Source organism: Aliidiomarina sedimenti (genome assembly GCF_003986955.1).
Taxonomy (GTDB): domain Bacteria; phylum Pseudomonadota; class Gammaproteobacteria; order Enterobacterales; family Alteromonadaceae; genus Aliidiomarina; species Aliidiomarina sedimenti.
Genome location: NZ_PIPN01000007.1, coordinates 78,585 through 91,585, shown reverse-complemented (window position 1 = coordinate 91,585; position 13,001 = coordinate 78,585). Strand labels below are relative to the sequence as shown.

At 52.0% G+C, this 13,001-nt stretch carries 13 protein-coding genes and 1 rRNA gene; 8 read left to right on the top strand and 6 right to left on the bottom strand.

Annotation, left to right across the window (positions count from 1 at the left end):
- Window positions 1-6 precede the first annotated feature (6 nt).
- The 5 genes from rrf (at window position 7) to CWE12_RS13515 (ending at window position 3,172) form a co-directional block, all read left to right on the top strand.
- Window positions 7-122: ribosomal RNA gene (rrf, locus tag CWE12_RS13535) — 5S ribosomal RNA — on the top strand.
- 378 nt (window positions 123-500) lie between these two features.
- Window positions 501-1,358, top strand: coding sequence for an SDR family oxidoreductase (locus CWE12_RS13530; protein ID WP_126790249.1), 858 nt, complete (start codon window positions 501-503; stop codon window positions 1,356-1,358).
- 153 nt (window positions 1,359-1,511) lie between these two features.
- The gene (locus CWE12_RS13525) at window positions 1,512-1,805 is read left to right on the top strand and encodes a hypothetical protein (protein ID WP_126790248.1); all 294 of its coding nucleotides are present in this window, start codon (window positions 1,512-1,514) and stop codon (window positions 1,803-1,805) included.
- 52 nt (window positions 1,806-1,857) lie between these two features.
- Window positions 1,858-2,328, top strand: a complete 471-nt coding sequence (locus CWE12_RS13520) for a copper chaperone PCu(A)C (RefSeq protein WP_126790247.1) — start codon at window positions 1,858-1,860, stop codon at window positions 2,326-2,328.
- A gap of 124 nt (window positions 2,329-2,452) precedes the next feature.
- Complete coding sequence (locus CWE12_RS13515) at window positions 2,453-3,172, top strand: TIGR04219 family outer membrane beta-barrel protein (RefSeq protein WP_126790246.1); 720 nt, start codon at window positions 2,453-2,455, stop codon at window positions 3,170-3,172.
- A gap of 32 nt (window positions 3,173-3,204) precedes the next feature.
- Here the strand turns inward: CWE12_RS13515 and CWE12_RS13510 are convergent, their stop codons facing one another.
- Entirely contained in the window at window positions 3,205-4,125 is a 921-nt protein-coding gene (locus CWE12_RS13510; protein ID WP_126790245.1) for a TIGR03899 family protein, read from the bottom strand.
- Between the two features lie 192 nt (window positions 4,126-4,317).
- On the opposite strand from CWE12_RS13510, the gene CWE12_RS13505 reads away from it, so the two are divergent.
- A complete protein-coding gene (locus CWE12_RS13505) occupies window positions 4,318-6,519 on the top strand; it encodes an EAL domain-containing protein (protein ID WP_126790244.1) in 2,202 nt (733 codons plus the stop codon).
- Window positions 6,520-6,553: 34 nt separating this feature from the next.
- Here the strand turns inward: CWE12_RS13505 and CWE12_RS13500 are convergent, their stop codons facing one another.
- The 5 genes from CWE12_RS13500 to CWE12_RS13480 all read right to left on the bottom strand — a co-directional run bounded on the left by CWE12_RS13500 (window position 6,554) and on the right by CWE12_RS13480 (window position 10,793).
- Window positions 6,554-7,060, bottom strand: coding sequence for a DUF3299 domain-containing protein (locus CWE12_RS13500; protein ID WP_126790243.1), 507 nt, complete (start codon window positions 7,058-7,060; stop codon window positions 6,554-6,556).
- On the bottom strand, window positions 7,057-8,370 hold the full coding sequence (locus tag CWE12_RS13725; protein ID WP_126790242.1) for an ABC transporter permease: 1,314 nt from the start codon (window positions 8,368-8,370) through the stop codon (window positions 7,057-7,059). Before CWE12_RS13725 ends, CWE12_RS13500 begins: the two co-directional genes overlap by 4 nt.
- Entirely contained in the window at window positions 8,370-9,065 is a 696-nt protein-coding gene (locus CWE12_RS13490) for an ABC transporter ATP-binding protein (protein WP_126790241.1), read from the bottom strand. The genes CWE12_RS13725 and CWE12_RS13490 overlap by 1 nt, the downstream gene beginning before the upstream one ends.
- Before the next feature lie 62 nt (window positions 9,066-9,127).
- Window positions 9,128-9,655 carry an inorganic diphosphatase gene (gene ppa / locus CWE12_RS13485; protein WP_126790240.1) on the bottom strand — a complete coding sequence of 176 codons (528 nt, stop codon included), beginning with the start codon at window positions 9,653-9,655 and terminating at the stop codon, window positions 9,128-9,130.
- 145 nt (window positions 9,656-9,800) lie between these two features.
- Window positions 9,801-10,793: a class 1 fructose-bisphosphatase gene (locus CWE12_RS13480; protein ID WP_126790239.1), complete on the bottom strand. Its 993-nt coding sequence runs from the start codon at window positions 10,791-10,793 to the stop codon at window positions 9,801-9,803.
- A gap of 177 nt (window positions 10,794-10,970) precedes the next feature.
- Between CWE12_RS13480 and mpl the strand changes: the two genes are divergently transcribed.
- Window positions 10,971-12,338: a UDP-N-acetylmuramate:L-alanyl-gamma-D-glutamyl-meso-diaminopimelate ligase gene (gene mpl / locus CWE12_RS13475; protein WP_126790238.1), complete on the top strand. Its 1,368-nt coding sequence runs from the start codon at window positions 10,971-10,973 to the stop codon at window positions 12,336-12,338.
- Window positions 12,331-12,999, top strand: coding sequence for a flavin prenyltransferase UbiX (locus CWE12_RS13470; protein WP_126790237.1), 669 nt, complete (start codon window positions 12,331-12,333; stop codon window positions 12,997-12,999). The genes mpl and CWE12_RS13470 overlap by 8 nt, the downstream gene beginning before the upstream one ends.
- Window positions 13,000-13,001 lie beyond the last annotated feature (2 nt).

Sequence of the window (13,001 nt, the reverse complement as noted above, 5' to 3'; positions counted from 1 at the left end):
AATTTGTCTGGCGGCCATAGCGACGTGGAACCACCTGAATCCATTCCGAACTCAGTAGTGAAACATGTCAGCGCCGATGGTAGTGTGGGGCCTCCCCATGTGAGAGTAGGACACCGCCAGGCATCCAAACGAAAGAAACCCCAGCCATCCGGCTGGGGTTTTTTCGTTTGCGTAGCACTACAGCAGGCGCGGGGCTTGAATCTTGAATGGGTCTGCAGGTGCCAGCAACGTTCACCATCTCGTTCCCATTCAAGATTCAAGCCCCGCGCCTGGGTTGCCCATCGACCATCTCGTTCCCATTCAAGATTCAAGCCCCGCGCCTGATCTACCCATCTACCACCGACAGCCATCCCCACACCGAGCACCATCCACGCACCGGCAGCCAATCCACCACCAATGTAAAAATCAGCAAATCCCCCCCTCCTCCGCTAACCTTGAATAACCACCTAGATCCGCTTTCAAAACAAACCAAAAATTCCCCCAGGCGAACGGAGGACAGTATGAGCCAGCAAAAGACACCACCTGCCCAGCAACAGTCTGAACAGCCAGGCAAAGAGCACAACATGCACCCCGAACCCCAGTACTTTTCTGAGGATTACAAACCAGCTGGTAAGCTGGTCGGTAAGGTCGCTGTGGTCACCGGTGGCGACAGCGGGATCGGCCGCGCGGTGGCCGTACATTACGCCCAGGAGGGCGCAAAAGTAGTATTAGTTTATTTAGAGGAACATAAAGACGCCAAAGAAACAGCACAAGCAGTTAAAGACCTCGGCGGCGAAGTAATGACTTACTCAGGTGACCTTGCCAGCAAAGAAGTTTGCAATGATCTGATCAACAAAGTCATCCAGCGTTACTCACAAATAGATGTTCTGGTTAACAATGCGGGCGAGCAGCACCCTAAAGAGAACATTGAGGATATCGCTCAGGAACAACTTGAACAGACCTTTGGCACCAATGTATTTGCGATGTTTTATTTAACTCAGCTCGCGGTCGCACATATGCCGAAAGGAAGCTCAATCATTAACACCACCTCAGTGACAGCATACAAAGGCAATCCAATCTTACTCGACTATTCATCGTCGAAAGGGGCGATAACGTCCCTGACCCGTTCGCTGGCAATCAATCTCGCAGCAAAAGGGATACGGGTAAATGGGGTCGCACCGGGACCGATCTGGACGCCTCTAATCCCCTCTACTTTTGATCAAGAAACGGTAGCTGAATTTGGTGCTAACACGCCTATGGGCCGTCCCGGTCAGCCCTGCGAAGTGGCTCCAGCCTACGTTTATCTTGCCTGTCGGGATTCATCCTATGTCAGCGGGCAGGTTATTCATGTAAATGGCGGAACCCCGGTGAACGGTTAGTCGAATTCACTATTTATTAGTCGACTTCGCCTGTGGTTTATCGACAGTGCTAGCCCGGAATTTTTATTCCATTTAAAATCAACAAGATAGTTTTGGCACGCCTTTTGTACTCTTAGTAACTAATCTATATCGTTATTTGCTTTGAGAGGCTTTATGCGTGGTTTTATCTTGTTCTGTCTATTACTTGCGGCACTGTTCTGGCTGGCACCCGGCGTATTGAGTGCGATTTTTGCGGGCGCTATCAGTATTACGGTTTCAGGGCTTACAGCACTGATTATTGTCGGGGTCGTTATGCTGGTCGTCGGCACAGTTTTTGGCAGCCTGTTGCTGGCCGGTATTGCCGGCGCTATAGCCTTACTATTTGTTGGCTTCAGCCTGCTCTGGCCATTGTTACTGGTCTTCCTTTTAATCTGGTTGTTGACGCGGGATCGTACCCAACACGCATAATCTCAGGTAAAGTAGCCTACTAACAAGTCTACCCTACGCCAATGAGGAATTTATGCGTCACTATTTTAATCGAATGATTCAACGCGTTTTATCGTCTGCAGCCTTGCTACTGGTTATAGTAATGGGAATGCTGGGTCCCGTGCAGGCCGCTGAAACGATTGAGGTTGAAAGCTTTTGGTTGCGGGAGTCTGTCCCCGGAGCTGAGAATGGAGCTGGCTTCGGCGAGATTCGAAATACTGGCAGCGAGGACGTTTCAATTGTCGCGGCGGAGTCGCCCATCGCATCCTCTCTCGAGTTGCATCAACATGTACACCGTCACAATGGGCAGATGGCAATGGAGCAGCTGGATGCGCTGGTTATCCCTGCCGGAGGCTCGGTTACTCTGCAGCCAGGCGGTTATCACTTAATGCTGATGCAGCTGAAATCCCCGCTGCGGGTTGGTCAGTCACATACCCTTGAGCTGCGCTTATCTACAGGCGAAACGTTAACCGTCGAGGCTGAGGTTCACCCTTTAGTCCGATGAAATTTGTTTAACCTACTTCACCATACGTATACAATGGACTTTGCATACATTTAACACTATGCGATTGAGAAGTAGTCTGCGTCAGGCAGTCGGGAATAAAAAAATAGTTAATAAAGGATGACCAATGAAAAATTTAATAGTCGGCTCAATCGTCGCGCTCTCAGCAGCGATGGCAAGTCAACCAGCCAATGCCGCATTGTTATTCGATGTGTATGGGGAAGCACAATATTGGATGACAGATGTTTCCGGTGGTTACGGCAATGATGAAAACTTTAATGATTTCCAATTGAGCGATGAAAACCAGACTCGCCTGTCGTTGGCATTTCAGCATCCATTACCTTTGATTCCGAATATCCGTATCGAAACCCAGGATATGAGTTCTTACGAGGAATTCGATGGCACCGAAGACGCTGCCAGCTCGCCTGCTGAACTCGACTTATCACACGATACAGTGACACTGTACTACACCTTCCTCGATAATACCCTGGTTCGCCTGCATGCGGGTGTTGCCGCCAAGCGTTTCAACGGTTTTGTAACGGATCGTGATGGTAACTCGTGGGATTTAGAAGAAACCATACCAACTGCTTATGCAATGGTAGGCGCCGGTTTACCGTTCAGTGGTTTGAGTGTATACGCACGCGGCCACTTATTAGCAATCGACGACAGTTCGTTGCGTGACATTGAAGCGGGTATTCAGTATCGCCTGTTCAGTGCGGGTGGCTTGTTGGATGGAAACATCCAGGTCGGTTACCGTTCGTTCAGCGTTGAGTTTGATGATGTAGCAGGCCTGTACAGTGACGTTGAGTTCAAAGGGCCGTTCGTAGGCTTTCAACTGCATTTCTAAGCCCTGTGTGACCTTCACTGAGCGTGCGAGGATTAGCGTACGCTCAGTGAAAAGTCGCGGCTAAAATGGTCTTCAACCAGGCCCAGGTAAGGGGTTTGCGGAGCACTGGGAATGAGTTTTAGCAGCTCTTCACCTTGCGCAGTAAATTTATGGTAGGTCATCACCAACCCCCGACGCTGAGCGGTTAGCTCCAGTACTTTCTCACCGTAATTAAGCTTAATGCTCTGTCCTTTAGTCAATTCTCCGCTCTCAATAGTGCTCGGATACATAATGTCGAGTTGACTTAGTGTCAGCAGATCCGGATAGCTTAACCCTGCGCGAGCGATATTCAGCTGCACTGGCTTATCCAGCGTGAGGTACGTAAATAAACTGGGTCGTCGATAATAGCCGGTTATTATTTTATAGCTTAAATGCAGAGGGTCGTAAGCCGTCAGCCCCTGAGCCCGACGTAATACATCGGCTTCGCGACTGGTAAGCTGGCGTAAGGTAGTAATGGAACGCAGCGAAAAACTACCAGGACGCGCACTTTCGGACGCCAGGATCTTTGCCCAGAGCTTTTGCATCGACGGATTGGAAATATCCTCTGCCTGGGCGACGAAGCTTTGTAGCCAGTCAAGGTCGAGTTCGTCTCCGCTCATTTTGTCAGGCGCAAAATCCAGCGCCTGCTTGAAAATACGCTCTAAATTATCCTGGCGTCGGCGCTCGCGCTGTTGCAGTCGGCTTTTCAAACGCGACTGCACCGTCGTCTCGCTGGACATCCCCAGCTCCTGATAATTGATCCCAAGGCAGCGGAAGCTGCGAACCAGTTGGTCGCGACTTGAACCAATCGCTTTTCGCGTTTCAGAGCGTTTGCCTGCCGGTATGGCTTTGCTCTCCTGATTTGCTTTACTGGCTTTCACGCCCCGCACTTTTGGAACCGTTGTCGCGCGCTCAAGTCTGGATACTCGTGTCATTCGTTCCTCGGGAATTTACCTGGATCATCCGTATTGTATCGGCTGGTTTGGACAAATCCTTGAGTGAATTTTGTGCAAAGACAGACCGGCCATTTTTACTATCTATAATGCGACTTTTGGTTTACATTGAAAATCAAACATATTATTTACAAATGCGGTGGTGCTGTTGAAAAAGCACTGGGGTGATCGTAGATGAACGACACGGATGAAAAACTAGTTTTTGCCCAAGAGCATAGCGTGTCAGCCCAAAGCACGCAGCACAAACAGCCTTGGATAGTATTGATAGTCGATGATGATGACGAAATCCACTCGGTGACCAAACTGGCATTGTCCGGTGTGACGCTGGATAATAAGCCCCTTCGCTTTGTGCATGCCTATAGCGCAGCAGAAGCCCTGCAATGTTTGCAGTCAACGCCTGATATCGCCATGGTTTTACTTGATGTGGTGATGGAGACCGATGATGCCGGTTTACGGGCGGCAAAAGCGATTCGTGAAGATCTCGAAAATGATGAGGTACGAATTGTTCTTCGTACCGGTCAGCCAGGGTATGCCCCGGAAGAACGGGTTATTCTTCAGTACGATATTAACGACTATAAAACGAAAACCGATCTGACCAGGGCTAAATTGCTGACCACGGTCATCTCATCGCTGCGTTCCTACCAGCAGATCCGCACTATTAATGAAAGCCGCCGGGGCCTTGAGAAGATAGTCAACGCTGCTGCCAATTTGATGGAACGGCATTCGATTTATAACTTTTCCGAAGGTGTAGTGACACAACTGGCGTCGTTGTTAGGTTTAAAACCCGAAGGTCTGCTGTGTGTACGGCAGCTGGATGCACAGAACGATATTCTCGTCCTCGGTGCAGCCGGGCATTTTGCAAAGGGCATTCAGCAACCACTCGAGTCCATCGAGAGCCCCTTCATTGTGAACGCAGTACGCCGCTGCCTGGAGCGCAGAGAACATTTATTCCTGGATGACGCCAGCGTATTTTATATTGACGCAAAAGGGATTCAGGCCGCTGCTTTTATCGAAAGCAGTGAGCAGCTAAGCGACGTCAACCAAAAGTTAATCCAGTTGTTTCTGGCAAATATTGCCATCGGTTTTGAAAACGTAAAGCTATTTGAAGACCTGCGCACCGCGGCATACAAAGATAGTCTTACCGGACTGGCAAACCGCGCTGAGTTTATCCGTCAGCTCGACAGTGCGCTCGTGGATGGCAAGGACTTTGTGGTCGCAATTACTGATATAAACCACTTTTCAGATGTAAACGACGCACTGGGGCAGGATGTTGGCAATAAGCTGATCCAGGCTGTTGGTAACCACCTCGCTGTGCAATTTCCACCTCCTTCACTAGTGGCAAGAATTAGTGCCGATGTATTTGGCATTTTAAGTCGCCCCCAGGGCGTAACCCCGGATAGCATGCGCGACTCCTTTGTGGAACCTTTCACCGTCGATGAGCATCGCATTCCGGTGTTAATGACCACTGGGTTTTCTAACAAACATCAGGCCCTGGACGGGCTGGACGCGCTGAAACAGGCATATATTGCGTTGAAGAATGCGAAAAATCATCGTATCGAAGCGAATGCCTTTTATCATCCGAGTATGCAGGCGGAAACAGAGCGCAGGCTGGATCTGGTACGCAATCTGCGCAGCGATTTCCTTCAGCGTCGTTTGCAGCTATGGTTCCAGCCTCAGATTGAACTAGGGACGGGGCGGCTGGTTGGGGTCGAAGCGTTGTTGCGCTGGCCGCAGGCAGATGGAAGCTTTATAGCGCCAGATATTTTCATTCCACTGGCTGAGTACTCAGGTTTGATTCTGGATATAGGGCACTGGGTGCTCGAACAGGCCTGCCAGGCGATGAACGAGATAGCGGGTGACGTTTGCGATGACTTTCGAATGGCAGTCAATGTCTCTGTGCCGCAGTTCAGACAGAATAACTTTGCGGGTGAGGTGGCCGACGTGCTGGCCAGACATCAGGTGCCGGCACAACGGCTGGAGGTCGAGATTACCGAATCCATCGTTATGGATGACCCGAACCTGGTTGCCCGGGTACTGCAACAACTGAAGGCACAGGGTGTGCGCATTGCAATTGACGATTTTGGAGTCGGCTTTTCGTCGTTAAGTTACGTCCAGCGGCTGCCTTTGGATAAGCTTAAAATTGACCGCGAATTTGTGCGTTCTGCGCATACCCATAGTGGTGCGGTCATAATCGAGACGATTATTAATATGGGTCATCGGCTTGGTCTGCAAACGCTTGCGGAAGGTATTGAAACCGAGGCTCAGGCTGATTACTTCCGTCAGTTGCAGGTCCAGCAGGCGCAGGGGTATCTCTACGCCAAGGCGATGAACCTGGAAGCGTTGAAAGCCTATGTAGCGGAGAACCCATGCGTGTAGTCCCCCTGTGCAGGAGTGACCACGGGTCGAGGCGCTAGAAGTAAGAGACTACTTCGGTAGCGTCGATGACGTAGCCGGTAACAGCAATATCACTTTCGCTACGATCAACCTTGATAGTACCTTCTACCCAGACGGCGTCATAGGTGGTCGCGTAGGGTACACCTTCGGGAAAACGAACGTGGATAATCTGGTTCGGCGGTGGCGGCGGGACATGAATACAGGCGCCAAAATACGGGACCAACAGGAACTCAGTCACACTCCGATCATCGCCTTCCAGTTGCACTACATAGCCAGGAATACGCACAGTCTGGCCATCCAGCTCTTCTACCACCGGGGCATCTAAATTGGTTTGCACCTGAGCGTCAGGATTCTGTTCGTAGAATGCCCGGCTGCGCACGGCTGGCGGCTGCCAATCGTCCGGTTTCAGTTCGTCCCACTCGAGGGTTCGGGCGTCACTGGCCAGTGTGGCGTGACTGAATGCAGCCAACACGGTTGCCAGTGTTAACGTAAACAGGGTCGAAGTGGACGCGAGTTTTATCATAATTTAATAGTTAATCCGTCTGCCAAAGAATTACGGTAGGCTCGCCATGCAGGCAAGCAGCTAATAACGGTGCCAGCAACTAATACGATAGCCATCCGTTGCCACTCTACCACAGAGGGCCAACTGATGTGGATAACGACCCCAAAACTGTATTCGATCCAGGGCGCGAGTGCGTACAGGGCAGCATACAGCAAGGCCACGCCGACGCCGATGCCTGTCACAGTGAGAACAAAAGCTTCACTGACCAGAAGACTGAATATGGTACCGGGGCCTGCACCCAATGAGCGTAAGACAGCCATTTCGCGGCGGCGTTCCTGCAGGCTCGCTAACAGGGTAGCCAGCATGCCAATCAGTCCGGTCAACAAGACGAAGCCAGAGACAATGGCCAGCACTCGTTCAAACATGTTGAGCGTACGCCAGAGTTCCTGCAGGGTGGCGCCGGGCATGAGTGCGGTCAGCGGCTCCTGGCCCCAGGTGTTTATCATCCGTTGCATAAAAATGGCGCGTGGTTGACTGTGAAGGCCAACAAAAAATGCACTTAAACTGTCAATCGGTTGCTCCGAATCGAGAGCGACCTCATGCTCGTGCTCGTGCTCGTGCTCGTGCTCTTCGTCTTCCTGAGGAACGGATTGTTGACTGAATGAAGGGGGGCTTTGTGGTTCTTCTGCCTGGTGTTCCCCGTGCATTGTCGCCAGCCCAACCAGCGGAATAAAAACGGCGTTATCAAGCGGCGTTCCGGTTGGTGCCAGTACGCCACTGATCTGAACCGGATCCTCGTCGTGCTGATGAAAACTAACGCTGCCCGTGCCATGCGAAATGACGACCTCATCGGATGGCCGCAGGCCTTGTTCTTTTGCTACCCGGGCACCGAGCACTGCCTCTGCGGAATGTTCGAAGGGGTGGCCCTCTGCGAACTGGACGGATTGTCGCTGGCCATACTGAAAATGGTCGAAAAAGTTGTGGTCGGTTGCAATCACAGGATGGCCGCGGAAGCTATCGCCTAACGCGATCGGAATAGACCACGCCACCTGTTCATGCTCCCGCCAATGTGCATACGCGTCCCAGCTGACATTGCTGCTCGGGTAGCCGATGTGAAAAACCGAGAACAGCAACAGGTTCACCGGGCCACTACGGGCGCCAACAATCAGGTCGGTACCGGAAATAGTATTGGCAAAGCCTGCCCGTGTTTGCTGGCTGACCCGGTCTACACCGAGCAGCAACATGACACTAATTGCAATGGCGACCACAGTTAGCAGCGCATTGGCTTTGCGGCTTAACAGGCTGGCCCAGGCTAATTTAAATAGTTTCATTAAGCCTCCGCTGACTGGTTGAGTGCTGACAGCGACAGGCTGCGGTCAAACTGACTTGCCAGTTCGGCATCGTGTGAAACAAACAACAAGGTACTGCCGGCGCGCTCGCACTCTGCAAACAATAGTTTGAGAAAACTCAGGCGGCTGTCAGCGTCCAGTGCGGAGGTCGGCTCATCGGCGATAATCAATTCCGGACTGCCGATTAAGGCACGGGCTGCGGCAACCCGTTGTTGCTGACCCACACTAAGCTCGCTGGCCCGGCGAGAATGCATCTCATGGCTTATGCCAAGCTGATTGAGCAAACGGGCTGCTTCGTCTTCCGGGCTTATATTGCGTTGTTGCAGACGTTGACGGCGAACGTTGGAAAACTCACAGGCCAGGGCCACATTGTGAATGCAGTCGAGATAAGGCAACAAATTGAATTGCTGAAAAATATAGCCAATGTGATGGGCGCGGAAATGGTCCCGTTGGCGTGCGGTTAAGGCGGTGATATCGGTGTCTTCGATGGCGACAGTGCCGCTTTGAGGACGATGGATGCCAGCTAACACCGACAATAAGGTCGATTTACCGCTGCCGCTAGGCCCATACAGAAATACGCGTTCGCCGCGGGCTATTTCAAGTTGGCCTATATCCAGTGTTGGTTCAGTTTGCGCTGGGTAGTGAAAGCGGAGGCCATTAACAACAATGCTGTTCATCACAACTCCGGTGGTAAACGAACAAACCCACCCGCAGTGCCGGTGGGTTTGCTCAACTGGGATTACTTACGAGCGCGGGCAAATGAAGACTTTAATTCTTCTTTTGCTGCTGCGGCATCACTCCAGCCATTTACTTTAACCCACTTGCCTTTTTCCAGCAGTTTGTAGTGCTCAAAGAAATGCTGCACCTGAGCTTTGAACATGTCGTCCAGGTCATCGATATCATGGATATCGTCGTAGGCTTTGCTTAATTTACTGATTGGTACCGCGATAACTTTCGCATCCTCACCAGACTCGTCGCTCATATTAAGTACGCCTACCGGGCGACAGGTAATGACTGAACCAGCCTGAAGCGGGAATGGCGTAGGTACCAGTACGTCAACCGGGTCCCCATCGAGAGACAAGGTGTCATTCACATAGCCATAGTTAGCAGGGTAGAACATCGGGGCTGTCATGAAACGGTCAACCCAAAGCGCACCTGTGTCTTTGTCGACTTCGTATTTGATCGGATCCGCATTGGCTGGGATTTCGATGATCACGTTCACTTCTTCTGGCAGCTTGTCGCCGGCTGGAACATTCTTCAGGCTCATATCGATTCCTTGTTTGGCAGCAACAGGTCACTGTTCTGCATTATTTATCAAAAGGCATTTCACGGCCGCCTAGTATAACGGTTTGGCGCTTTAGATGGAAAGTTCGACCTTGGTGTTAGAAGGTAATTTCCACCTCAACCCTGTGCTAGCCATCAAAGCGCTCACAGGGGATGTCTTTGTGGTACTGCAGGCAGGTTGAAACCTCATTCGCAGACCCCATAATGACGGACACCCGCTGGTGAATATCGGTTGGCTGCAGCGACATAATACGCTCATAGCCTGTGCTGCTGCGTCCCCCCGCCTGTTCTACCAGAAAGCTCATCGGCATGGCTTCGTAGAGCAAGCGCAACTTACACGGTTTCGCAGGGTTGCGGCAGTCGGCTGGGTAGGTAAAAATCCCGCCACGGCATAACAGGCGGTGAACATCTGCAACCATGGCAGCATTCCAGCGCATGTTGAAACGCTTTCCCCGGGGGCCCTCTTCGCCAGCGATTAAATCGCCAATATACTGGCTCATCGGCTTGCTCCAGAAACGCTGATTTGCCATGTTGATGCCAAATTCCTGAGTGTCTTTAACAATGGATACGTCTTCCACTGTTAACAGAAACTCACCCACTGTGTGGTCCAGCGTATACATCCGCACACCGTTACCAGTGGTCATCACCAGCATGGTCGACGGACCATACAAAATATAACCGGCGGCGACTTGCTCATCACCAGTCTGCAGGAAAAGCTCTTTGCCTTCAGCGGGGTGGTCTGGCACTTCCAGAATGGTAAAAATGGTGCCGACGGAGCCGTTGATATCAATATTGGAACTACCATCAAGCGGATCGTAAGCAACCAGATATTTAGCGTCTGGGTTGCCTTCAACAATGTCGTCCTCTTCTTCTGAGGCGACCGCACGGACCAGCTGGGTTTCCAGCAGCATGTTCTTGATCAGCTGGTTCGAAACAATATCGAGTTTCTTCTGGGTTTCGCCCTGAATGTTTTCGTCCAGGGTCGAGCCGAGCGTACCGGCCAGACTACCTTGATGTAGACGGTGAGAAATTTCTTTGGCGGCAGTCAGTAAGGTGTTGATCACGGATATCAGGTGAAGTGACACGTGATCTTTATTAAGCACCGGGATGAGACGTTGCATGGTAGTCCTCTGTGTTCGGATGTCATGGGTCTTTGGCGCGCGATAGTGTACCGCAATCGGAGCTGAGATGCTTCTTTTGTCTCCATTGAGGCGGCAAATATATCTATCTCTTTGGCGGTAGCAGGGCGGAAAGTGGTACACTACCCGCGACTTTTTTAGCATACGGTTGAGCCACTTATGCATATTCACATTCTGGGTATCTGCGGAACGTTTATGGGCGGGATCGCTGCGATAGCGCGTCAGCTCGGTCATCGGGTGACAGGTTCGGATGCCCACGTGTATCCGCCTATGAGCACCATGCTGGAACAAATGGGCATTGTGATTGGGAGCCTGGACGATGTCGGCCAACTGGATCCCGCTCCGGACCTGGTGATTATCGGTAATGCGCTGAGCCGTGGTAATCCTCAGGTTGAAACCATACTCAACCAGAACATCGCGTACACGTCGGGCCCGCAATGGCTGGGCGAGAATGTGTTGCGCGAAAAATGGGTGCTGGCAGTCGCGGGCACCCATGGCAAAACCACCACCACCAGCATGTTGACTCACATTCTGGAAGAAGCAGGCATGCAGCCAGGCTTTTTAATTGGTGGTGTGGTTGAACGTTTTCAGGCCTCGGCACGTTTAACCGACAGTATCTTTTTTGTGATCGAAGCGGATGAGTATGACACCGCGTTCTTTGACAAGCGTTCTAAGTTTGTTCATTACCATCCGAATACGCTCGCTCTTAACAACCTTGAGTTTGACCATGCCGATATTTTTCCGGATTTGGCAGCGATTCAACGTCAGTTTCACCATGTAGTGCGCACCGTGCCTGGTAAAGGGCAGGTGATTAGTCCGCAGGATTCAGCCAGCCTGAATGAGGTTCTGGCGCAGGGCTGCTGGAGCGAACAGCAGTACCTCAATGCTCCGGACGGCTGGCAGATCCGTGACCTGGTCGGGGACGGCAGTGAATTTGAAGTCAGTCTGGCCGGGCAAGCAGTCGGGCAGGTGCATTGGCACCTGCTGGGCGAACACAACCTGCAAAATGCGCTGATGGCGATCGCGGCGGCGCGTCATGCCGGGGTAGAACCTGCTCAGGCTATCGCTTCCCTGGCCAGCTTTACCTCACCGAAGCGCAGGCTGGAGCGGATTTATCAGGACCATCGGGTGACTGTGTTTGATGACTTCGCTCATCACCCCACGGCGATTGCCACAACATTGCAGGGTATGCGCGCGCATAGTCAGGCTCAGCATAGCGAGAGCAGGCTGATAGCGGTGGTCGAGCCGCGCTCGAACACCATGCGTGCAGGTGTTCACAAGCACGAGCTGGCGCAGGCACTGAGCCTTGCGGACGAGGTATTCATGTATGATAACGGCCAGTTGCAATGGTCAACCGAGGAACTGGCGGCCAACACAGGTGCAAAGTGGCAGATAGAGAGAGATATCGGGGTGTTGGTGACGCAGTTATGTCAACAGCGCACTGGGCATGTCCATATTGTGTTGATGAGCAACGGCAGCTTCGGTGGCCTGCGTGAAGCCTTATTAAAGGAATTAAAGCATGACTGAATCGTATTCTTATACCAGCCGCCCGGTTGATAACCGGGTGACCCTGGCCATTACCGGTGCGTCCGGAGCGCCTTATGCATTGCGTCTGCTGGAAAACCTGCTGGCGCAGCAGCAACAGGTCCTGTTGTTGATGTCGAGTGCGGCCCGTGTAGTGTTCGCCACAGAAGAAGACATGCAGCTGTCAGCTAACCCGAAAACCATGGCAACCCAGTTGTGTGAGCATTTTAAGGTGAGCCAGGAGCAACTCAGCGTCTACGGCAAAGAAGAATGGTTTTCGCCGGTGGCATCGGGCTCGGCGGCACCCAAACGCATGGTGGTGTGTCCTTGCTCCACCGGGACCTTAGCGGCTATCGCGCATGGCAACAGCGACAACCTGATTGAACGGGCCGCCGATGTGGTGTTAAAAGAGCGAGGCCAGTTGTTGCTGGTGCCACGTGAAATGCCATTCAGCACCATTCATCTGCAAAATATGTTAACGCTGAGTCAGGCTGGAGCCACTATAATGCCCGCCGCCCCTGGCTTTTATCATCAGCCGCAGAGTATTGCCGATCTGATCGACTTTGTGGTGGCGCGTATTCTCGATCATTTACAACTGGAACAGACACTGGTGCCGCGCTGGGGCTATACGCGCAACACTCAACAGGATTCAAAAGGGGAGTAACT

Excerpts from the sequence above, each read along its gene's own strand:
- CWE12_RS13525 (WP_126790248.1), top strand. The coding sequence starts at position 1,512 with ATGCGTGGTTTTATCTTGTTCTGTCTATTACTTGCGGCACTGTTCTGG.
- CWE12_RS13490 (WP_126790241.1), bottom strand. The coding sequence starts at position 9,065 with ATGAACAGCATTGTTGTTAATGGCCTCCGCTTTCACTACCCAGCGCAA.
- ppa (WP_126790240.1), bottom strand. The coding sequence starts at position 9,655 with ATGAGCCTGAAGAATGTTCCAGCCGGCGACAAGCTGCCAGAAGAAGTG.
- CWE12_RS13515 (WP_126790246.1), top strand. The coding sequence starts at position 2,453 with ATGAAAAATTTAATAGTCGGCTCAATCGTCGCGCTCTCAGCAGCGATG.
- CWE12_RS13530 (WP_126790249.1), top strand. The coding sequence starts at position 501 with ATGAGCCAGCAAAAGACACCACCTGCCCAGCAACAGTCTGAACAGCCA.
- CWE12_RS13500 (WP_126790243.1), bottom strand. The coding sequence starts at position 7,060 with ATGATAAAACTCGCGTCCACTTCGACCCTGTTTACGTTAACACTGGCA.
- CWE12_RS13480 (WP_126790239.1), bottom strand. The coding sequence starts at position 10,793 with ATGCAACGTCTCATCCCGGTGCTTAATAAAGATCACGTGTCACTTCAC.
- CWE12_RS13510 (WP_126790245.1), bottom strand. The coding sequence starts at position 4,125 with ATGACACGAGTATCCAGACTTGAGCGCGCGACAACGGTTCCAAAAGTG.
- CWE12_RS13470 (WP_126790237.1), top strand. The coding sequence starts at position 12,331 with ATGACTGAATCGTATTCTTATACCAGCCGCCCGGTTGATAACCGGGTG.
- mpl (WP_126790238.1), top strand. The coding sequence starts at position 10,971 with ATGCATATTCACATTCTGGGTATCTGCGGAACGTTTATGGGCGGGATC.
- CWE12_RS13725 (WP_126790242.1), bottom strand. The coding sequence starts at position 8,370 with ATGAAACTATTTAAATTAGCCTGGGCCAGCCTGTTAAGCCGCAAAGCC.
- CWE12_RS13520 (WP_126790247.1), top strand. The coding sequence starts at position 1,858 with ATGCGTCACTATTTTAATCGAATGATTCAACGCGTTTTATCGTCTGCA.
- CWE12_RS13505 (WP_126790244.1), top strand. The coding sequence starts at position 4,318 with ATGAACGACACGGATGAAAAACTAGTTTTTGCCCAAGAGCATAGCGTG.